The 16,625-nt window shown below is 57.5% G+C and carries 17 protein-coding genes; 5 read left to right on the top strand and 12 right to left on the bottom strand.

The genetic code is table 11. From position 1 onward, the window contains the following. Window position 1 precedes the first annotated feature (1 nt). From HX811_RS04140 to HX811_RS04160, 5 genes are all read left to right on the top strand, one after another. Window positions 2-853: a helix-turn-helix domain-containing protein gene (locus HX811_RS04140; protein ID WP_003211383.1), complete on the top strand. Its 852-nt coding sequence runs from the start codon at window positions 2-4 to the stop codon at window positions 851-853. Between the two features lie 291 nt (window positions 854-1,144). After that, window positions 1,145-1,873, top strand: a complete 729-nt coding sequence (locus HX811_RS04145; RefSeq protein WP_177044864.1) for a winged helix-turn-helix domain-containing protein — start codon at window positions 1,145-1,147, stop codon at window positions 1,871-1,873. Next, window positions 1,866-2,621, top strand: coding sequence for a hypothetical protein (locus HX811_RS31850; RefSeq protein WP_177019929.1), 756 nt, complete (start codon window positions 1,866-1,868; stop codon window positions 2,619-2,621). The genes HX811_RS04145 and HX811_RS31850 overlap by 8 nt, the downstream gene beginning before the upstream one ends. Window positions 2,622-2,653: 32 nt before the next feature. Beyond that, entirely contained in the window at window positions 2,654-3,343 is a 690-nt protein-coding gene (locus tag HX811_RS04155) for a winged helix-turn-helix domain-containing protein (protein WP_177019928.1), read from the top strand. A gap of 220 nt (window positions 3,344-3,563) precedes the next feature. Further along, window positions 3,564-4,958, top strand: coding sequence for an undecaprenyl-phosphate glucose phosphotransferase (locus HX811_RS04160; RefSeq protein WP_087694227.1), 1,395 nt, complete (start codon window positions 3,564-3,566; stop codon window positions 4,956-4,958). A gap of 263 nt (window positions 4,959-5,221) precedes the next feature. On the opposite strand, the gene HX811_RS04165 is transcribed toward HX811_RS04160, so the two are convergent. The 12 genes from HX811_RS04165 to HX811_RS04220 form a co-directional block, all read right to left on the bottom strand. Then, window positions 5,222-7,312, bottom strand: a complete 2,091-nt coding sequence (locus tag HX811_RS04165) for a YjbH domain-containing protein (protein ID WP_177044868.1) — start codon at window positions 7,310-7,312, stop codon at window positions 5,222-5,224. Beyond that, window positions 7,309-8,076 carry a capsule biosynthesis GfcC family protein gene (locus HX811_RS04170; protein ID WP_177044870.1) on the bottom strand — a complete coding sequence of 256 codons (768 nt, stop codon included), beginning with the start codon at window positions 8,074-8,076 and terminating at the stop codon, window positions 7,309-7,311. The genes HX811_RS04165 and HX811_RS04170 overlap by 4 nt, the downstream gene beginning before the upstream one ends. Then, window positions 8,073-8,732 carry a YjbF family lipoprotein gene (locus tag HX811_RS04175; protein ID WP_032899416.1) on the bottom strand — a complete coding sequence of 220 codons (660 nt, stop codon included), beginning with the start codon at window positions 8,730-8,732 and terminating at the stop codon, window positions 8,073-8,075. The genes HX811_RS04170 and HX811_RS04175 overlap by 4 nt, the downstream gene beginning before the upstream one ends. A 14-nt stretch (window positions 8,733-8,746) precedes the next feature. After that, window positions 8,747-9,859, bottom strand: a complete 1,113-nt coding sequence (locus tag HX811_RS04180; RefSeq protein ID WP_134326351.1) for a polysaccharide export protein — start codon at window positions 9,857-9,859, stop codon at window positions 8,747-8,749. Between the two features lie 85 nt (window positions 9,860-9,944). Next, a complete protein-coding gene (locus tag HX811_RS04185) occupies window positions 9,945-10,229 on the bottom strand; it encodes a hypothetical protein (RefSeq protein WP_003211359.1) in 285 nt (94 codons plus the stop codon). A 179-nt stretch (window positions 10,230-10,408) separates the two neighbouring features. Beyond that, on the bottom strand, window positions 10,409-11,752 hold the full coding sequence (locus HX811_RS04190) for a UDP-glucose/GDP-mannose dehydrogenase family protein (protein WP_177044873.1): 1,344 nt from the start codon (window positions 11,750-11,752) through the stop codon (window positions 10,409-10,411). A gap of 12 nt (window positions 11,753-11,764) precedes the next feature. Further along, window positions 11,765-13,192 (bottom strand): mannose-1-phosphate guanylyltransferase/mannose-6-phosphate isomerase, encoded by a 1,428-nt coding sequence (locus HX811_RS04195; protein WP_177044875.1) that lies wholly within the window; start codon window positions 13,190-13,192, stop codon window positions 11,765-11,767. Window positions 13,193-13,246: 54 nt separating this feature from the next. Then, window positions 13,247-13,723: a glycosyltransferase gene (locus tag HX811_RS04200; RefSeq protein ID WP_003211352.1), complete on the bottom strand. Its 477-nt coding sequence runs from the start codon at window positions 13,721-13,723 to the stop codon at window positions 13,247-13,249. Then, on the bottom strand, window positions 13,724-14,122 hold the full coding sequence (locus HX811_RS04205; RefSeq protein WP_003211350.1) for a polysaccharide biosynthesis protein: 399 nt from the start codon (window positions 14,120-14,122) through the stop codon (window positions 13,724-13,726). It lies immediately after the preceding gene. Window positions 14,123-14,214: 92 nt separating this feature from the next. Further along, window positions 14,215-15,177 (bottom strand): glycosyltransferase family 1 protein, encoded by a 963-nt coding sequence (locus HX811_RS04210; RefSeq protein WP_177044877.1) that lies wholly within the window; start codon window positions 15,175-15,177, stop codon window positions 14,215-14,217. Window positions 15,178-15,231: 54 nt separating this feature from the next. Then, the gene (locus HX811_RS04215) at window positions 15,232-15,774 is read right to left on the bottom strand and encodes a DapH/DapD/GlmU-related protein (RefSeq protein WP_102368815.1); all 543 of its coding nucleotides are present in this window, start codon (window positions 15,772-15,774) and stop codon (window positions 15,232-15,234) included. After that, entirely contained in the window at window positions 15,775-16,620 is an 846-nt protein-coding gene (locus HX811_RS04220; protein ID WP_256662413.1) for a polysaccharide lyase, read from the bottom strand. Window positions 16,621-16,625: the final 5 nt, after the last annotated feature.

Genomic DNA, 16,625 nt, shown 5'->3' on the forward strand with positions numbered 1-16,625 from the left:
CATGTACAACCACCGCCTCGAAACCCGTGACCCCTTGCGCCCGGCCCTCGCCGATGCAATTCCCCGTGCGGTGGTTGCAGTGAGCGCTTCAAGCACCTCTGCGAGTTGGGAGCACGCACCGCACCAGCACCGCAAGGGCCAGTTGATGTACACATTGCGCGGGGTGATTCATTGCGTCATCGAAGAAGGTATCTGGATCGTGCCCCCCCAGTGCGCGTTGTGGATTCCGGGCGGCCTTTCCCATGCCGCGCGCGGGTCGGGGGCAGCGGATATCTACTGTCTGTTGGTCGACCCCGACGCCGCCGGCGCCCTGCCCCGGCAATGCTGCACCCTGGCGGTATCGCCGTTGTTACACGAATTGATCAGCAAGGCCGTCAGCTTCCCGCCGCTGTACGACACCGAGGGCGCCCAGGGCCGGTTGGTGGCCACGCTGCTGGACGAACTGGCACTGGCACCGGTGGAGGCCCTGCACCTGCCCATGCCCCGGGACACTCGGCTGCGGCGCCTGGCCGACAGTTTGCTGGCCAACCCCAGCGACAAGGCCACCCTGGGCGAATGGGCCGTACGCATCGGCATGAGCGAACGCAGCATGACGCGCTTGTTGCTGGAGGAGATCGGCCTGAGTTTCGGCCGCTGGCGCAGGCAACTGCATGTGATCCTGTCACTGCAGCGCCTGGCGAAAGGCGAAAGTGTGCAGACGGTGGCGCTGGACCTCGGCTATGAAAACGCCAGCGGCTTTATCACCATGTTCCGCAAGGCCATCGGCCAACCGCCGGCGCGCTACCTGGCTGACCGAGCGAGCATACCCCAGCACACGACGCCCGCTATCGCCTTGCTGGATTATTATAAATAGTCACGTATAAGCATTTTTAGAGCTAAGGGACTAGAAGGCTTAAATCATTCCAGCCAAAAAAAATCAACCCGCCTAAAATACTTATCGCACACTAAAAAATTTGCACTAGCATATGAGTACTCCGGTCCACAAACCCGCTCTCAACACCCGCCTGAAATCCGCCTTACCCCCCGCAAATAAAGTGCCGAATGTTAAAATTTGTCACGTTTTGGCGTATTCAATTCGATTAACATCTAAACGCCTGCAGCGATTGAATTGACGGCCTCGCATGCCGGAAAAGGGAGCAACGTGATGCATTTTTCCAACGTCCTCGCTATTGCACGGACCCCATCGAAATCCGAGGACTTCAGCGAGCTTATAGTTCGTACTGTACCGAAAAATCTAAAAGTCGATACACGCTCCTACGGCCAACTAATCGGCCCCTATGAAAGCCATGGACATTACCGTGCCATCATCATAGAGATCGACACCCCCTCTGCCAGCACCCAAACGCTAGACATCATTAAAAAAACCAGATCGGAAAATCCTGGCAGCACCATTTTCCTGGTTGTCACCTTCGCCACTACACTAAGCAAAACCAAATATTATCTCGCAGGCGCCGATTACTGCATAAAGGTCGTCGAGAGCTCGCCCGAGAAAAAACTTGCCCTGTTTGCCGCGTTCCTCAGCGAGACATACTGGCTAAGTAATACTGATTTGCTACTCGATCAGGATCGCATGTGCATCTACGGGGGTGGCAAAAAGCTCGAAGTGTCCTTTGTCGAAATGAAAGTACTGGAAGCGCTCATTCATAATCGATTGCTCAGCCATGATGAAATCGCCGTGGTAATGGGGCTGAATCCCCGATTTTATGATTCAAGGGCCCTCGAAAAATCGATTAGCCGGTTACGTGGCAAAATAAAATCACATTACGGAAGCAATATAATTCAGAGCATTCGCGGTTACGGCTACAAACTAAGCAGAGGGCTGGCTTCGGTTAATCATATCCACCCCGTCAGGGAGCGGTCGAACCGTGAATAGCGGAACCTTATTACGTGAGGCGTCAGCCTGCTTCACCTTTTCGCGGCAAGCGATACTTGAACGAAGTTGCACGCTGTGGGGCAGTGAGATCCGCGTCCACGCCGAGCCTGCGCTCGACAGCCCGCGTGATGACGCCTGCCCGTTTTATTCCGAACAACTTAAAGACGCCTACAGCGAAGCCTTGCAACATGCCAGGCCGAGTTCATTTGCCCGCACAAGTAAACGTTTGCGCGCGGATAAAAGCCCGGGCCTCCACAAGTTTTTCCGAATTGAGCAATCGCTGTTGATGAATGAGGACCTGCTCAAGGAAATTATCGATACTTCACACACGCTGGAAAAAAACAGACAACAACTGATTGTCAGCGTTGAAAACACACTGGACACCCTTCCGGGCCCGCTGGAACGCCGGAGCATGATCCGTCAACTGTATAGCCTGAAAGACCAGAGCAACCTGAAGCTTGCCTATAACAATTACACATTAAATACAAAAAACACCGACCTGCTGATCGACTTGAGTCTTTATGACTATATAAAAATGCCTTTTCCAGACTCGGCCCTCAGGCTCAGTCTGAACACCCGCTCGGGCCTGTTCGACCGGCTTTACGACCAGATGCTGGGGCTGATGAGCACCACCCGGGTCTCCTTCATCGCCGACAACGTCGAGCACGCCGACAGCGCACTTCTCGCCAGACGCTTGCCTTTTGACTATTTTCAGGGCCCCTACTTCTCCCCTGCTGATAGTTTATGAACCCCCGTACTTTCCTGGAATCGGTGAATGCCATGAGTTCTCTCAAGAAACACACATTTACATCGACGTACCCGTCAATCGCACTGCACGATTTCACGCCAAATGTGGCATTTTTACATTACGACGTCGACAGCGGGCCGCTGATCGAAACCGTGGAAAAAACATCGGACGCTTCGACCAGTTCCTACGCCATTACCAAAGAGCAGAATTTCAATCTGTGGCTCAGTAACTATGTCGCCGCCAAAAGACTTTACGAAGCCAGTAATCGACTGACCCGACAACTTTACGACGCGTCAAAAAAACCTAACATTACGGCTCTAAAATCAGACGTCACACACCCGGACCTGAATAACACCACCACGGAAACAGTTAACTCATCCTCTGCATTACGCGGCCCCGATGTCTGGCTACTTACCCAGCAAGATCGTGCGCTGGTGAAAGGTGGGCTACGCATTTCCTTGACCACTATTGAGTCGGCATTGATCAAGAAAATGTTGAACCATGAAGAACGTGTGGTCAGCAAGGAAGAACTTATCCGCAACATCGGACGTGAGCCCGACCTCTATCGCGGGCTTGAAATGTGCCTTAGCCGGTTGCAGGACAAGTTCAAGCGCGTGAATGATGGCGAACGTCTGTTCCGCGCGGTGCGTAACCGTGGCTACTGCCTGACACAAAAAATAAAAAGCCCGCTGAGCAGTCGCGCAAACGTCACAGAACAATAATTATTTCATAAAAATTACAATTCACCCTGCCTATTAGAACTCCATTCTATCTGCCATTTTATAACAACATGACCGCGTTATAAGTAGTCAGCCATTGCTCCCTGCCATTTATTACTATCAATACGCACGCCTACGCGTGCGCCTGCCATTTGATAGTCATTAAAACCACGCCTCGCTTTAACCTGCCAGCACGTGAGTGGATACCACAGGGAGCAGAAGTATGCTTAACAACAGAAGAATGCATCGTAACCTTACACCCAAAGGCCTGACCTTTTGGGGACAGTGGGCAATTGCCCTGAGTGTGGTCGTTGTACTTTTGTTTTCACTGGTACTTTTCAAAACCGGGCAATTGGAATCCCACTACCGGATATTGGCAGCCATTACAATACTGGCCTCTATACCGGCCTACATGTTATGTGACGTCTATAGCAAAAAAGATGACTTTTTTGTTGGGCTGGGACGATTATTCACCGGCTGGTTATTGACCCTGGGCATATTGTTCGCGGTCGGCATAGCCTGTAATGCCAGTTCGCTGTTTCCCTTCGAGATCCTGCTACTCTGGGCTGCTGTCAGCTATCCAATACTAGCCCTTTGCTACATTCCCATTCACAGTCTATCCAGGTACTACCACCGGCAACTACATGAGCGCCAGAAATCGCTGATTATTGGTACGGGAAAACTTGCAACCGACTTGGCCAATACTCTCGCCAGGCAAAAACGCTCCCCTCTGGTCGGTCTCGTAGGTCCCCGCACCACCTCCCCCCAGGCCGGCACCCAGCCTCAGATCCTCGGTGACTTGCCCGATCTTCCCGCGCTGATCCGCCAGCACGGTATCCGCCGCCTGTACATCACTCACTCTCTCCAGGAAGCGACCCACATCGAGGCGCTGTACCTCAACCTGCTGGAGATCAGCGTGGACGTGATCTGGGTGCCCGACCTCAACAACATGCTGCTGCTCAACCACAGCGTGGCCGAGGTGGATGGATTGCCCGCGATCTTCCTCAATGAAAGCCCGCTGACCAGCCGGCCGACCGCAGCACTGAGCAAGTCGCTGCTGGACAAGAGCCTGGCCCTGTTGGCGATCATCCTGCTCAGCCCGTTGCTGCTGCTGTTCGCCCTGCTGATCAAACTCACCTCTCCCGGCCCGGTAATTTTCAAGCAGGATCGTCACGGCTGGAACGGCGAGGTGATCAAGGTCTGGAAGTTCCGCTCGATGCGCGTGCATGACGACCACGAAGTGCGCCAGGCGAGCCGCAACGACTCACGCATTACCCCCGTAGGGCGCTTTATCCGCCGCACCTCCATCGACGAGCTGCCCCAGCTGTTCAACGTGCTGCAAGGGCATATGGCACTGGTCGGCCCACGCCCCCATGCCGTCGCCCACAATGACTACTACTCGGGCAAGATTCGCGCGTACATGGCGCGGCATCGCATCAAGCCCGGCATCACCGGCCTGGCGCAGGTCAATGGCTGCCGGGGTGAAACCGAGACCCTGGAGAAGATGCAGCAACGCGTCGATATCGACCTGCGCTATATCAACAACTGGTCGCTGTGGCTGGACATCAAGATCCTGTTCAAGACGCCGTTTACCCTGCTGTCCAAAGACATCTACTGACCCCGCCCTTCCCCGTGCCGCTGCATCGGCGGCACGGGGCACCAGGCGCGTTGTGCGCCCTCCCCGCCACCACTCCCCGCAAGACGCAACGATAGCGCCCACAGCAACGCCCGGGCCCGGGCCATTCGCATAGTTATCAAAGAGGAAAGTCAGGCAAGTGTTGCGCGCCGGCATTGCACCTGGCGCTGTAGCGTTCGGCGTGGCGACTGCCCGGCGCATTCAACGCCGGGCAGTCGACAACCTGGTCGGCAGATGCCGCACCGTCACTCAGTGATCTTCTCGAAGTTGTTGTAGAACAACTCGCTGTCACGCCCGTCGGTCATGGTCTGCAGCGAATAGCCGCGGTTCAGGCGTGCGCCGCCGTCACGGGTCAGTGGCGCCCATACGACGTTGGCCCGACGCATCGTCGAGGTGCTCATCAATTCGTCGAAGGGGACGGAAATATAGATACCCTTGTCGAAGCTGCCTTCGCCATATTCTTCCTTCGAGGCGGTGGTCAGCGTCACCCAGCCACCAAACTTCACGCCGTTCTTGAACTGGCGCGAGATGTCGACGGTGGTGCCCCAGTCCCGCGCCAGGTAACGCCCCACACTGACGGCGGCCAGGGTGTCATAGGGCAGCTCGGTATAGCTGGTGACATGGCCGGTGATGGTCTGGTAATCCCGCAGGCCGAAGCCCTGGTTGAAATCACGCTGGCGCACGAAGTTCAGGTCTGCGCCCACTGACCAGTGCTTGCCCGCCGGCCGGAACAACACCTCGCCGCCCACCCCGGCGTACATGGACTCCAGGTAGCCGCCGTAGACCATGCCATACAGGTCGCGGTCCAGGCGCTGCGCATGGTTGACCTGGAAGTTCGGCATTGTCACATCGGACGTGGTCATGTATTGGCGCAGGTCGGTGCGTACTCGCGGCAACCCGCTGGGTGCGTCGTAGGTGAACTTGTCGTAGTTGTTCAGCAGGTTGGCGCTGAGCAAGCCGCTCCACCAGGTATTGCGGGTAAAACGGTACTCCGCGTCGGCGTCGGCAGTGAACTGATAAAGCAGGCCGTTCGGGCCACCGATGTTCTGTTTGTAACCCAGGCCGAGGCCATAGTTGAACGGCTCGGATTGTCTGCTGTAGAGCGTGGTTTCCCGATGGGCAATCGCCGGATTGACCTCGGTATTACGGTGCAGGTCCGTCAACGGTTGCTGGTTGTTCACCACCGCGCGGAAGGTGGCACGGGGCACGCTGGTTTCTTCGATGGGCATGTCATAGCGCTTGTTCACCAGGGTGAACCAGTCGATATCCTGATTGGCGCTGTTGTCGAGAATCCGGCTGGCGCGTCCGACGGCCTTGGCCGAATAGAAGTAGCGTTGCTGCTCGCCATATACCATCAATTCCGAGCCGCGCCGGGCAATGCGCTCCACTTTGTAGCCGGCATTCTGCTGCAGCCTGTCGGCGACGTTGGCCCAGTTGACCTGGTCGGCCGGGGTGGTGGGCATGCGCGCCGGCAACGGTTCGGCGGGCGGGTCATAGGTCTTGACCGGTGCCTTGCGGCTGACAAAGTTGGTGTGCAGGGTGATGCCGAACATCGCGGTATTCCCGCGTTCCCAGGCCGCACTCAGGTCGACGCTGTCCGCCAGCTTATAGACCACGCCAATGTTTACCGGCGAGTCCTGCTTGATCGCGTTGTCCAACGGCTCGTGCTTGTAGTCATTGCCCTCGTATTCGAGTTTCAGGCTCAGGGGTTCCCAGGGCGTTTGATAGGCGATCCCGCCGAACAACGAAGGGCGGCCCCTGAAATAGGCGTTGGAGTTCACATCCCCTGCCCTGGCGACGACCGCAGTGCTCTTGGGCCGGTCGTTGAACTTGCTGCCGAACACCGACAGCGGGTTGCCGAAGTCGCCTCGGTTTCCCAGGTAGCCCCAGGCGATGCCGAGGCTGAAATCCAGGTTGCCGTGGCGCTTGTTGGCGACAAAGTATTCGCTGGAAAACAGCCCGGTACCGCCGATGTCCCGGGCACCGAAAGCCACCTGCGGTGCCCACCGGCTTTCCTCCCAGAGCCGCGCCTTGAAGTCGATGGCCTTATCCTTGAAGCTCTGGCTTGCGCTCAACGCCTCGGCGCCGTACCGGCGGTTGCTGATGGCGGTATAACGAAACGAACCCTCCAGCCAATCGAATGGTTGCAGGGAAAAACTGTAGCGCGAGTAGGGATCGGTGCGGTTGGCGTTGGCGCTCAACTCTCCCGCCGGGGCCATGCGTGCGGTGGGGGTCTGTAACAGGCCCACGCCGCCGAAATCATTTTGGGTGTAACGGGGGTCACCGTGAGCCAACCCGCAAGGCAACAGCAGTACAGCCGCAAAACGTAAATTCAAGGGTTCACCTCAGCCAACGGTTGAGTGGCGAAAAACTCGGCCAGTTGTTGGTTGAGATCAGGGGTCGGCGTCTCAAGGTCGTCGCTGCGGATCGGCACCAGGATCCTGCTGCCGGGGGCCGCCACCACGCCGTCCTCGCGATTCCACGCCGCCACGCCCACACGCTGTACCTGGCCGTCGGGCTGGATCAGCCACAGGTCATCGCGCTCGGCGTCATCGAGGACCGTGCAGTCGCCAACATAATCCCGCACCTCGCGCATGGCTCGGTACGGCACATCACAGGACTGCGCGACCGCGCCGAGCACGTGCACGGTGGACGGCCTCACGGGGTAGACCAGCCGGTCCCCGTCATCCAGCAACGCGTTGCGCGCGAACCCCGCCTCGACGGCGATCGGGTCCAGCACCTCCACTTGGCGGCCGGTGACCGGCAACTGTTCGACCTGTCGATACAGACGCGCACTCAAGTCCGCCCGGGAACCACGGTCATCCAGCAAGGCCCCTCGTTGCAGCAGTTTCAGATCGAACAAAACCCCTGCCTTCAAGCGCTCCTGCGTGCTCACCAACGACTGGTGCAGCCACGCGGCGCCCAACCAATAGCTTTCTGCATTGGGTTGGGCCACACGAATAACGTCCAGCAAACGCGCCCCCGGCTTGACCTCGAAGGCGCCGGGGCTGCGCACATCGCCACTGACTGTAACGGCCGCCTGGCCAGTGCCGGGGCCGATCAGCAACAGGCCCAGCCATAAAAGCTTCGAACACTTCATCGGGCTGCCTCCCGGTCGGGACGCAACTGCACGATTTTCAGGGCCAACCGGGGCGTCAAATGCTGCTCGCTGCGCCAGATGAAACCATCCTGCGGGTCGACCCAATAATGGTTGGTGGCGCGGAAATTCAAGGTGGGAGCGTCCACCTGCTCGTCGATGCGCAGCAAGGCGTAATCCTTGTCCAGAATGCGGAGGGTCTCGATACCGTGGCTGCTGAAACGGCTGTTGACCGCGATACCGATTCGGTTGCCGTCGTAGAGGTCGATCCAGCGTGTGCCGGTGTAGCCGTCGGGCAGATGCTGGAGCCCGCGCTTGAACGGCGATTCGCCACTGAAACGCGTGCCATCCAGGGAAACACCCAGCCCGACAGTGCGTACCACCAGGCCGTCACGCATCATCACCACTTGCTTGCCGGAAGCGACCCAGAACTGCAGGTCGCCCCGGCGCCGGGCCATGGCCATCACGCCCTCGCTGACGGCGGTGGTCACCAGGATCTGCGGGTATGGCACCGCGTCGACCTGGGCGCGGGTCACGTTGATCGGGGCCGGGCCCGTCACAGAGGTTTCGAGGGTGTACCACGACGCCCTCATCAACGGGTTACACCCGCACAACAAGAGCGCCATCGACAGGCAGGCGCTGGTAGGCAACATTTTCACCACGGGATAACGCCTTATCTGCTGTTGACTTCACTGAGGTCATTGGCCGATCGGGCACCAATCCCAATGGCACTGGCGGTCGGCAGCAACTGGCTGATCAGGCGGTTCCAGCGCGTCACGCCGGCCGGCCCGACGTACACGATGTCCTGGGGTTGCAAGTCGAACCGGGTGGCCAGCACCAGCGCGGAAGGTGATTGGGCATCGAGTTGGAACACCTTGGCCGGTTCGGCTTCCAGGTTGTCCACGCCGCGAATCACATAGACCGCATTGCCATTGGAAGTGGTCTGGTTCAAGCCGCCTACGGTACCCAGGGCATCGGTCAGGTTGATCGACTTGCCCTTGAAGCTCAGGGCCCGGGGCTGATTGACTTCGCCCATCAGGTAGACACGTTTCTGGTCGTTATAGGGCAGGTACAACCGGTCGCCGCCCTTGAGGTAGATGCCCTGCAGTTGCGAGCCCTGGCGATTGAGGCTGTCCAGGTCAAGCGTGTACTCACGGCCATCGCGCGTCAGGGTCAGGCTCGAGAGGTCGGCATTCGTGGGGTCGACACCGGCGGCGCCAATGGCCTCGACGGCGCTCAATGGCGTGGTGGTGATCGGCTGTTGCCCGGCCTTGATCACCGCCCCGGTCACCACCACTGTCTGGCTGGCAAACCGCAGGACGCTGACGTCGACCTGTGGGCTTTCAATAAATTGCGACAAGCGCCCGGCGATAAAGGCCCGCAGCTCTTCGATGGTCTTGCCGGCCACCGGGACGTTGCCGATATACGGATAAAACAACGTGCCATCGGGGCGAACCAGGCGCCCGTTGGCGTCGATCTGCTGTTGCGGCCCGGACGGTGCCGTCAACTCGGGATGGTCCCAGACCGTGATAAACAACAGGTCATTGGCACCGACGCGATAGCCACCGGGCACATAAGACAACAGTTCTGCCGGCACCGATTCACGAACATGCGTGGCGGCATCCATGGCAATCAATTTGGGGGTGATGGGAATCAACTCTACCCGAGTACTTTCGGGAGAACCCTCACTGGACATTTGACTGGTGTCCATATGTTGACCAGGCGAAAACATGCAGCCGTGCAAGCTGAAACTTGCCAGCAAAAGAACAGGTAACCTACGAATCATAATGGCACTACGCTAGTCGAGGGCGAGTCTAAAAAAGATCACCCAGAAGTTCCGGGTGATCTTGAACAACACACATTGCGGGTTATTAGTTGGTACCGGTGGTACCGCCTGTACCGGTGGTGCCGCCGGTGCCGGAAGTACCGCCATTGGAACTGCCACCCGAGTTGGAAGCCGCCGCCGCAGCGCCGACTACCGCGGTACCGACCCCGACGGTTTCACCGAGCGTCACGCCGCCCACGAGCGGGGTGCTCAACGACAGGGGCTCGCTCGCGCCGGCCGCATCGCTCAAGGCCTCGCTCGCGACTTCACCTGCCGCCAATGCCGCAGTACTGCTAAAGGCCAGCACGCCGGCCAACAGTATTTTCCTCATATCAGACTCCTTCTCGATATTTACCCCTTATCAAATAATGCAATAAGGGCGTAGTGATGGAACGGAGATAAACAGGCTATGCAAACTGCGCAAAGATCCTGTTGGATCACGCACTTAACCTCCTCGAAATCATCTCACTTGTGGATAGCTCAAACCACCAATGTTAATAATCGTCAGGATTAAACAACGGGGCGTACCGATAACCCGCGACCAATACCGTAATACTCGAAACCATTGGCTTTCATACGCTGCGGATCAAATATATTGCGGCCGTCAAAGATCACCGGCGTGCTCAGTTTTTCTTTTATCAAGTCCAGGTCCGGGGCCTTGAACTCCCGCCATTCGGTCACGATCACCAGCGCATCGGCACCTTGCAACGCCGCTTCCTTGGTGCCCATCAGCAACAGGTCTTCGTTCATCCCGTAAATGCGCTGGGTTTCGGCCATCGCCTCGGGGTCGAATGCCTGGACCCTGGCACCCACGCTGCGCAGTTGTTCGATCAACACGCGGCTCGAGGCTTCGCGCATGTCATCCGTATTGGGCTTGAAGGCCAGGCCCCAGATGGCGAAGGTCTTGCCCTCCAGCTGGCCGCCGAAGTGGTGGTGAATATGCCCGAACAGGTGCTGCTTCTGGCGCTTGTTGACTTCCTCGACGGCAGACAACAGCGTTGCCTGATAGCCGATCGACGACGCGGTGCGCTCCAGCGCCTGCACATCTTTCGGGAAGCACGAGCCGCCATAACCGCAGCCAGGGTAGATAAAGTCGTAGCCGATCCGTGGATCGGAGCCAATGCCTTTACGAACCGCCTCAATGTCGGCGCCCAAGCGTTCGGCGAAATTGGCCATTTCATTCATGAAGGAAATCTTGGTGGCCAGCAGGCAGTTGGCCGCGTACTTGGTCAGCTCGGCACTCCTGATGTCCATCGTGATGATCTTTTCGTGGTTGCGGTTGAAGGGTTCATACAGCTCCCGCATGCGGTCCACGGCGTAACTGCTGTCGCTGCCGATGATGATCCGGTCGGGCCGGGTGCAGTCGGCGACCGCCGAACCTTCCTTGAGGAACTCGGGGTTCGAGATCACGTGGAACTCCACCTCGAGCCCCCGCGACGTCAACACCTCGGACACCTTCGCCCGGACCTTGTCCGCCGTCCCCACCGGCACCGTTGACTTGTTAACGACAATCTTCGGCTCGGTCATGTTGAGCGCAATGGTCGCGGCAACGGAGAGCACGTACTTGATGTCGGCGCTGCCATCGTCATCAGGCGGGGTGCCCACGGCGATGAACTGCACCTCTCCATGCCGCACGCCTTGCGCGGCGTCGGTGGTGAAGTGCAAGCGTCCGGCATCATGGTTCTTCTGGACGAGCGCACTCAGCCCGGGCTCAAAGATCGGAATAATGCCGGCCTTGAGGTTCTCGACTTTGGTCGCGTCCACGTCGATACAACACACCTCATGCCCCGCGTCGGCCAGCACCGCTGCCTGCACCAGACCCACATAGCCGATTCCAAATACAGTTACATTCATTTCAATCTTCCTTTAAACAAGCTCGAGGCGGCCATAGCGGTCTTCAAAGCGGATGATGTCGTCCTCGCCCAGGTACGAACCCGATTGGACTTCAATCAGCTCCAGCGGGATTCGCCCCGGGTTTTCGAGGGAGTGCACAACGCCAATGGGGATGTAGGTGGACTGGTTCTCGGTCAGCAGCACTTGCTTGTCGGCGATTTGCACATTCGCGGTGCCGGACACCACGATCCAGTGCTCGGCCCGGTGGTGGTGCAACTGCACCGACAGCTTGTGCCCCGGCTTCACCGTGATCCGCTTCACCTGGTACCGATAGCCCTGGTCCACCGAGTCATATTTGCCCCACGGCCGATAGACTTCGCGGTGGCTGGCGCTCTCGATCCGGTGCTTTTCAGTCAGCTGCGCGACTATTTTCTTGACGTCTTGCGCGTGGTCCTTGGTGGTCACCAAAATCGCGTCGGCAGTCTCGACGACCACCACATCATTGATCCCTGCAACCGTGACCAGGCGGTGGCTGGCATGCACATAGCTGTTGGTGACGTCCTGCAGCAGCACGTCGCCCTGGGTGCAGTTCTGGTTCTGATCCTTGAGGCCCGCTTCCCACACTGAGTCCCAGGCACCCAGGTCGCTCCACGGCGAATCGAGGATGACCACCGACGCGATGTGGGTCTTTTCCATCACCGCGTAATCGATCGACACATTGGGTGCGTTCACAAAATCCACCTGGCTGAGCCGGGTGAAATCCTGGTCATGGGCCGCGTTGGAGAGGGACAGTTCCGCGGCCACCATGATCTCCGGGCTCAGGCGCTCCAGCTCGGCCTTCATCACCGAGGCGCGGAACATGAACATGCCGCTGTTCCAGAAGTAGTTGCCTTGTTCCAGGTAGCCTTGCGCGGTCGCCAGGTCGGGCTTTTCCACGAAGGCATCGACATGCGCGGCGCCGTCCACCGCAGCCGCTTGAGTACGGATATAGCCGTAGCCGGTCTCCGGCTTGGTGGGCACAACCCCGAAGGTGACGATCTTGCCTTTGTTGACTTCCACCTTGGCCAGCGTCAAGGCCGCATTAAAGGCTTGGGTATCGCCGATCACATGGTCTGCCGCCAGCACCAGCAGGATCGGATCGTCCCCATCCGCCAGCGCCGACAGGGTTGCCGCCGCAATCGCCGGGGCGGTGTTGCGGGCGGTCGGCTCAAGGAGGATTTTCTGCGGAATCACGTCCAGTGATCGACTTTGCTCGGCCACGATGAAACGGTGTTCTTCGTTGCACACAATAATCGGCGGGCTGACGGTCTCGCCCTCTATCGACAGGTTCTTGATGCGATCCAAGGTGGCTTGAAACAAACTCAAGTCACCGTGCAGCGCAATAAACTGCTTTGGTTTAAGCGCTCTTGAAAGCGGCCACAGGCGCGTGCCTGAACCGCCAGACAATATAACTGGGATCATAACGATTACTCGATGATTAAGGGCAATAAGAGCGGATTGACAAACAGCCGAAACTTAAGAAGTGAATGACTTCACATAACTGATCAAGCGGTCCCTTTCGGTAAAATCCAGTGAACTTTCGGCACTGCTGTAGTTAAGCGCCGAATCAATCGCCGAAAAGAACGCATCTTTATCATGGGCGATAAACACAGAGGGAAGGTCTGAAAAGTTTTCGGCGGTGTCGTACTGGTGATTATTGATGTGTTCACCGCGCCGACTGTCGCGCGGGACAATAACAATCGGTTTGCCCAGTTCAAGGGAGCGAATGATATTGCCCATGCCTGCATGGGAAACAATCACCTTTGACGCATTGAAGTTCTTGGAAAACAGCGGCTCGGCGATGGTCTTGTAAGCCGTAATGCGCCCCAGGTCATTTTCGTTATTGCCCACCTGGGCAACAATCGGGACCTGCGGGTTTGCATGACTCCACTCATGCAAGTAGCCGAGCATTCTTTCAAAGGGTGCTTGAGTGCCAACGCTGCAAAATATCATTTATACGATCCTCCCTTTATATTGGGCGCGGCTGTTTTGCGACAGCGTGGGCCACTGGGTCAGCAACTCATCGACAAAATACACAGCGATCCTGCCGGACAACGAGAGCTTCTTGGGATTGGCAATGCTGTCGATCCACAGGGTCTTTTTGCCCATCAGTTTTCCCGCGACCAGCCCCAGCAAACCCGGTGCCGCCCCGGTGGAGATCACGTACCTGGCCTTGCTGCGGTAAACGATCGCAAAGATCTGGCAAAAGCCCTTGATGATCTTCAACGGTTCACTGCGATTAAAGTCCGGGACTTGCGCGAAGGCATGGGTTGGATACTGCGAGCCAATGCTGATATCCACGGTGGCGATGGTAACTTTTTGACCGTCGAAGGCAGGCAGCAACTTGCTCATTTGTACCCAGTGCCCACCTCCAGAACAAATCAATAAAACATCACTTGATTGACTCATGACGGTTCCCTTCCTGTCAGGTGTAATAGACATCATTAAATAGTGGCGGCAGTTCTTAACAGTTGGGCCTGGCCTTTCCAGCGGGTTATTCGCTTGGCTTTGAGCAAGGCCGATTTCTCTTTATAGGTTTCTTGATTGGCGATGAGCTGCGCGATGCCGGCCTTGATGGACAGCGGGTCCAGGGTGTCGACAAACACCGCCGCCTCGGAAAACAACGAGCGCAGTACCGTGGTATTCGAAAGCGCCATCGGCCTGCCGGCGCTGACCGCTTCGTTGGCCACGCTCAGTTGGACGTTGTCGCGGGTGGTCAGGCCGAGCACCACATTCGCGTGGCACAGCAGCTGTTCAAAGGTCGCCTTGCTGAGGAAGCCGGTCAGCTTGATGTTCTCGGGGAGTGACGCCACGAGCTCCTCGGAGAGCTTGCCCTGATGCTTGCCGGTGATCAGGAAGTCGACACCGGGCATTTCCCGGGCGGCGTTGATCACGATCTCGATCGGTTCATCGATATCAAACGAGCACGGAAACAATACATAGGGTGTCTCGCGCTCACTGGCGGGCGCCGCGTGAAAGTCACACGGCAAGTCTTCCAGGATAAAGATATTGGTGTCCTTGACGCCCAGGCCGGCCAACTCTTCTTTGACTTTAAAATTATGAACGACGACGGCATCGATTCTATTCAACAGCGCTACCGTGCCCGGAAAGCCTATCCATTGTTTGCGCAACAGGCTGTTGTGGGCATCGGCGATAATCTTCAGCCGGCGGTTGAATATAAACTTGTAGGCCAGTGCTATATGCAATACCGGGCTCGGCGGCAACTGCACCCACAGCACGTCAGGCGAACCGGCCAACAGGGTCTTCAGGGTTTTAAACGACTTGATCAAGTAATCCAGCGGCCGCGCGGATTTCTTCTTGAACTGGTTGGGCAGATGCAGAATGTCATACGCCCAGTATTGCTTCATGGTATCGGCGCGTCGTTGATAGCCAATCCATGCAATCATTAATGATTTCACGTCAGAGTCCTGCATAAATAAAGGTGGGGCCAGTGAGATTGCTTACACTGCAAACCAGATCGGAAAGTCGGCGTTGTATCGAATAGTGTTGTTTCTGAAGCGGATATGTTTGGCCGGATTGCCACCCACGATCGAATACGCTGCAACGTTGCGCGTGACCACACTGCCCGGATAAACAACCGCGCCTGTTCCGATGGTGACGCCTGGCATCACCATCACATTGGGAAAGATCCAGGCATTGTCTTCAATCAACACCGGCTTCCCCACCAGGCAACTCATGGGGTCATCAATATCGTGGCCCAGCGTATAAATCCGGGTGTTATGGGAAATATTGACGTTGTCGCCGATGCGGATGCCCGCCCGGTTATCCAGGTAGCAGTCGTAATTGACCGTGCAGTTTTTCCCGACCGAGAAGTTGCCGAAGGAGAAAAACACCACGTTGCGGTGGATCGTGGTCCGGGCGCCCACCCGGCATCCGGTTGCCCGGAGCAACGCGCGTCGCAGATTGAAAAACAACGCCAGGCTGAGCAGCGTATTGAACAGCGCAACAGCGGCCTTCTTGATGTTCAGCTTCAGGTTCTTCATCTACTCGCCCTGCCCTGAAGTATCCGTTACGCGCTGTGAACTCATCACAAAATTCCTGAAGCGGATATTGGTACTCACCGGCGTGGCGAAAGACGGGTTATTGCCACCGAAGAACGTCGAAAACAGCAAGCCGTCGATGGTGATCTCCGGCGTGTCTCTAAACGTCAGCCCGGTTTCCGAGTGCACCAGCTGGTTGTCGTACCAAATGGAAATCACACCGTCGGCCTGCCCCGGCGTATTCAACTTCACCAGTTGCTCCAACCTGTGCCATTGCCCCACCGTAAAGATCCAGGAACCCAACCCGACTGCCGTGCCCCAGGTTTTACTGGTGGGCAAATACGCGTAAATGGCGCCGGCGCCCTTTTCTTTCCAGATGTAGCGCGTGGAAAAGCCGTCATGGCCGTTCGGTATCTTGCCGCCCGTATTGCCGGTGCCACCGTAGAGGCCCGGGAGCTTGCCGCCTTTTACAAAGTCGAAATTCCTGTCGAACTTCAACTCATAGGTCAGTACCAGGCATTCCCTGCCCGGTTGCGGCAATGGGGATTTGAATTCAATGCCGCCGTAGGGCAACCCAAGGCGCACCATCGAACCCGGGTCATAGGAGCCGGCCGGAAAATGCACGGCAATGTCCTTGATCTTTTGGCTGTAGGCCTTGTTCGTCAGATTGGCCCTGCCCTTTATGCTGCTTTGCGCCTGGGGCCCGTCGGCCATCTGCGAAACGTCCGGCAGTGACGGGTAGATGTTCTTGATGCCTGGCTCGCAACGGTCGTTCAACTCAGATGCGCCGCTGGCAGCCACCTGCAGGGCGAACGCCACAATGAGTAGCGTCGAGGCTGTCTTTTTCACGTCGG

This window comes from Pseudomonas sp. F8002, from assembly GCF_013385495.1.
Lineage (GTDB): Bacteria > Pseudomonadota > Gammaproteobacteria > Pseudomonadales > Pseudomonadaceae > Aquipseudomonas.

Coding starts and splice junctions, on each gene's coding strand:
- HX811_RS04140 (WP_003211383.1), top strand. CDS start 2: ATGTACAACCACCGCCTCGAAACCCGTGACCCCTTGCGCCCGGCCCTC.
- HX811_RS04145 (WP_177044864.1), top strand. CDS start 1,145: ATGCATTTTTCCAACGTCCTCGCTATTGCACGGACCCCATCGAAATCC.
- HX811_RS04155 (WP_177019928.1), top strand. CDS start 2,654: ATGAGTTCTCTCAAGAAACACACATTTACATCGACGTACCCGTCAATC.
- HX811_RS04160 (WP_087694227.1), top strand. CDS start 3,564: ATGCTTAACAACAGAAGAATGCATCGTAACCTTACACCCAAAGGCCTG.
- HX811_RS04170 (WP_177044870.1), bottom strand. CDS start 8,076: ATGAAGTGTTCGAAGCTTTTATGGCTGGGCCTGTTGCTGATCGGCCCC.
- HX811_RS04180 (WP_134326351.1), bottom strand. CDS start 9,859: ATGATTCGTAGGTTACCTGTTCTTTTGCTGGCAAGTTTCAGCTTGCAC.
- HX811_RS04185 (WP_003211359.1), bottom strand. CDS start 10,229: ATGAGGAAAATACTGTTGGCCGGCGTGCTGGCCTTTAGCAGTACTGCG.
- HX811_RS04190 (WP_177044873.1), bottom strand. CDS start 11,752: ATGAATGTAACTGTATTTGGAATCGGCTATGTGGGTCTGGTGCAGGCA.
- HX811_RS04195 (WP_177044875.1), bottom strand. CDS start 13,192: ATGATCCCAGTTATATTGTCTGGCGGTTCAGGCACGCGCCTGTGGCCG.
- HX811_RS04200 (WP_003211352.1), bottom strand. CDS start 13,723: ATGATATTTTGCAGCGTTGGCACTCAAGCACCCTTTGAAAGAATGCTC.
- HX811_RS04205 (WP_003211350.1), bottom strand. CDS start 14,122: ATGAGCAAGTTGCTGCCTGCCTTCGACGGTCAAAAAGTTACCATCGCC.
- HX811_RS04210 (WP_177044877.1), bottom strand. CDS start 15,177: ATGATTGCATGGATTGGCTATCAACGACGCGCCGATACCATGAAGCAA.
- HX811_RS04215 (WP_102368815.1), bottom strand. CDS start 15,774: ATGAAGAACCTGAAGCTGAACATCAAGAAGGCCGCTGTTGCGCTGTTC.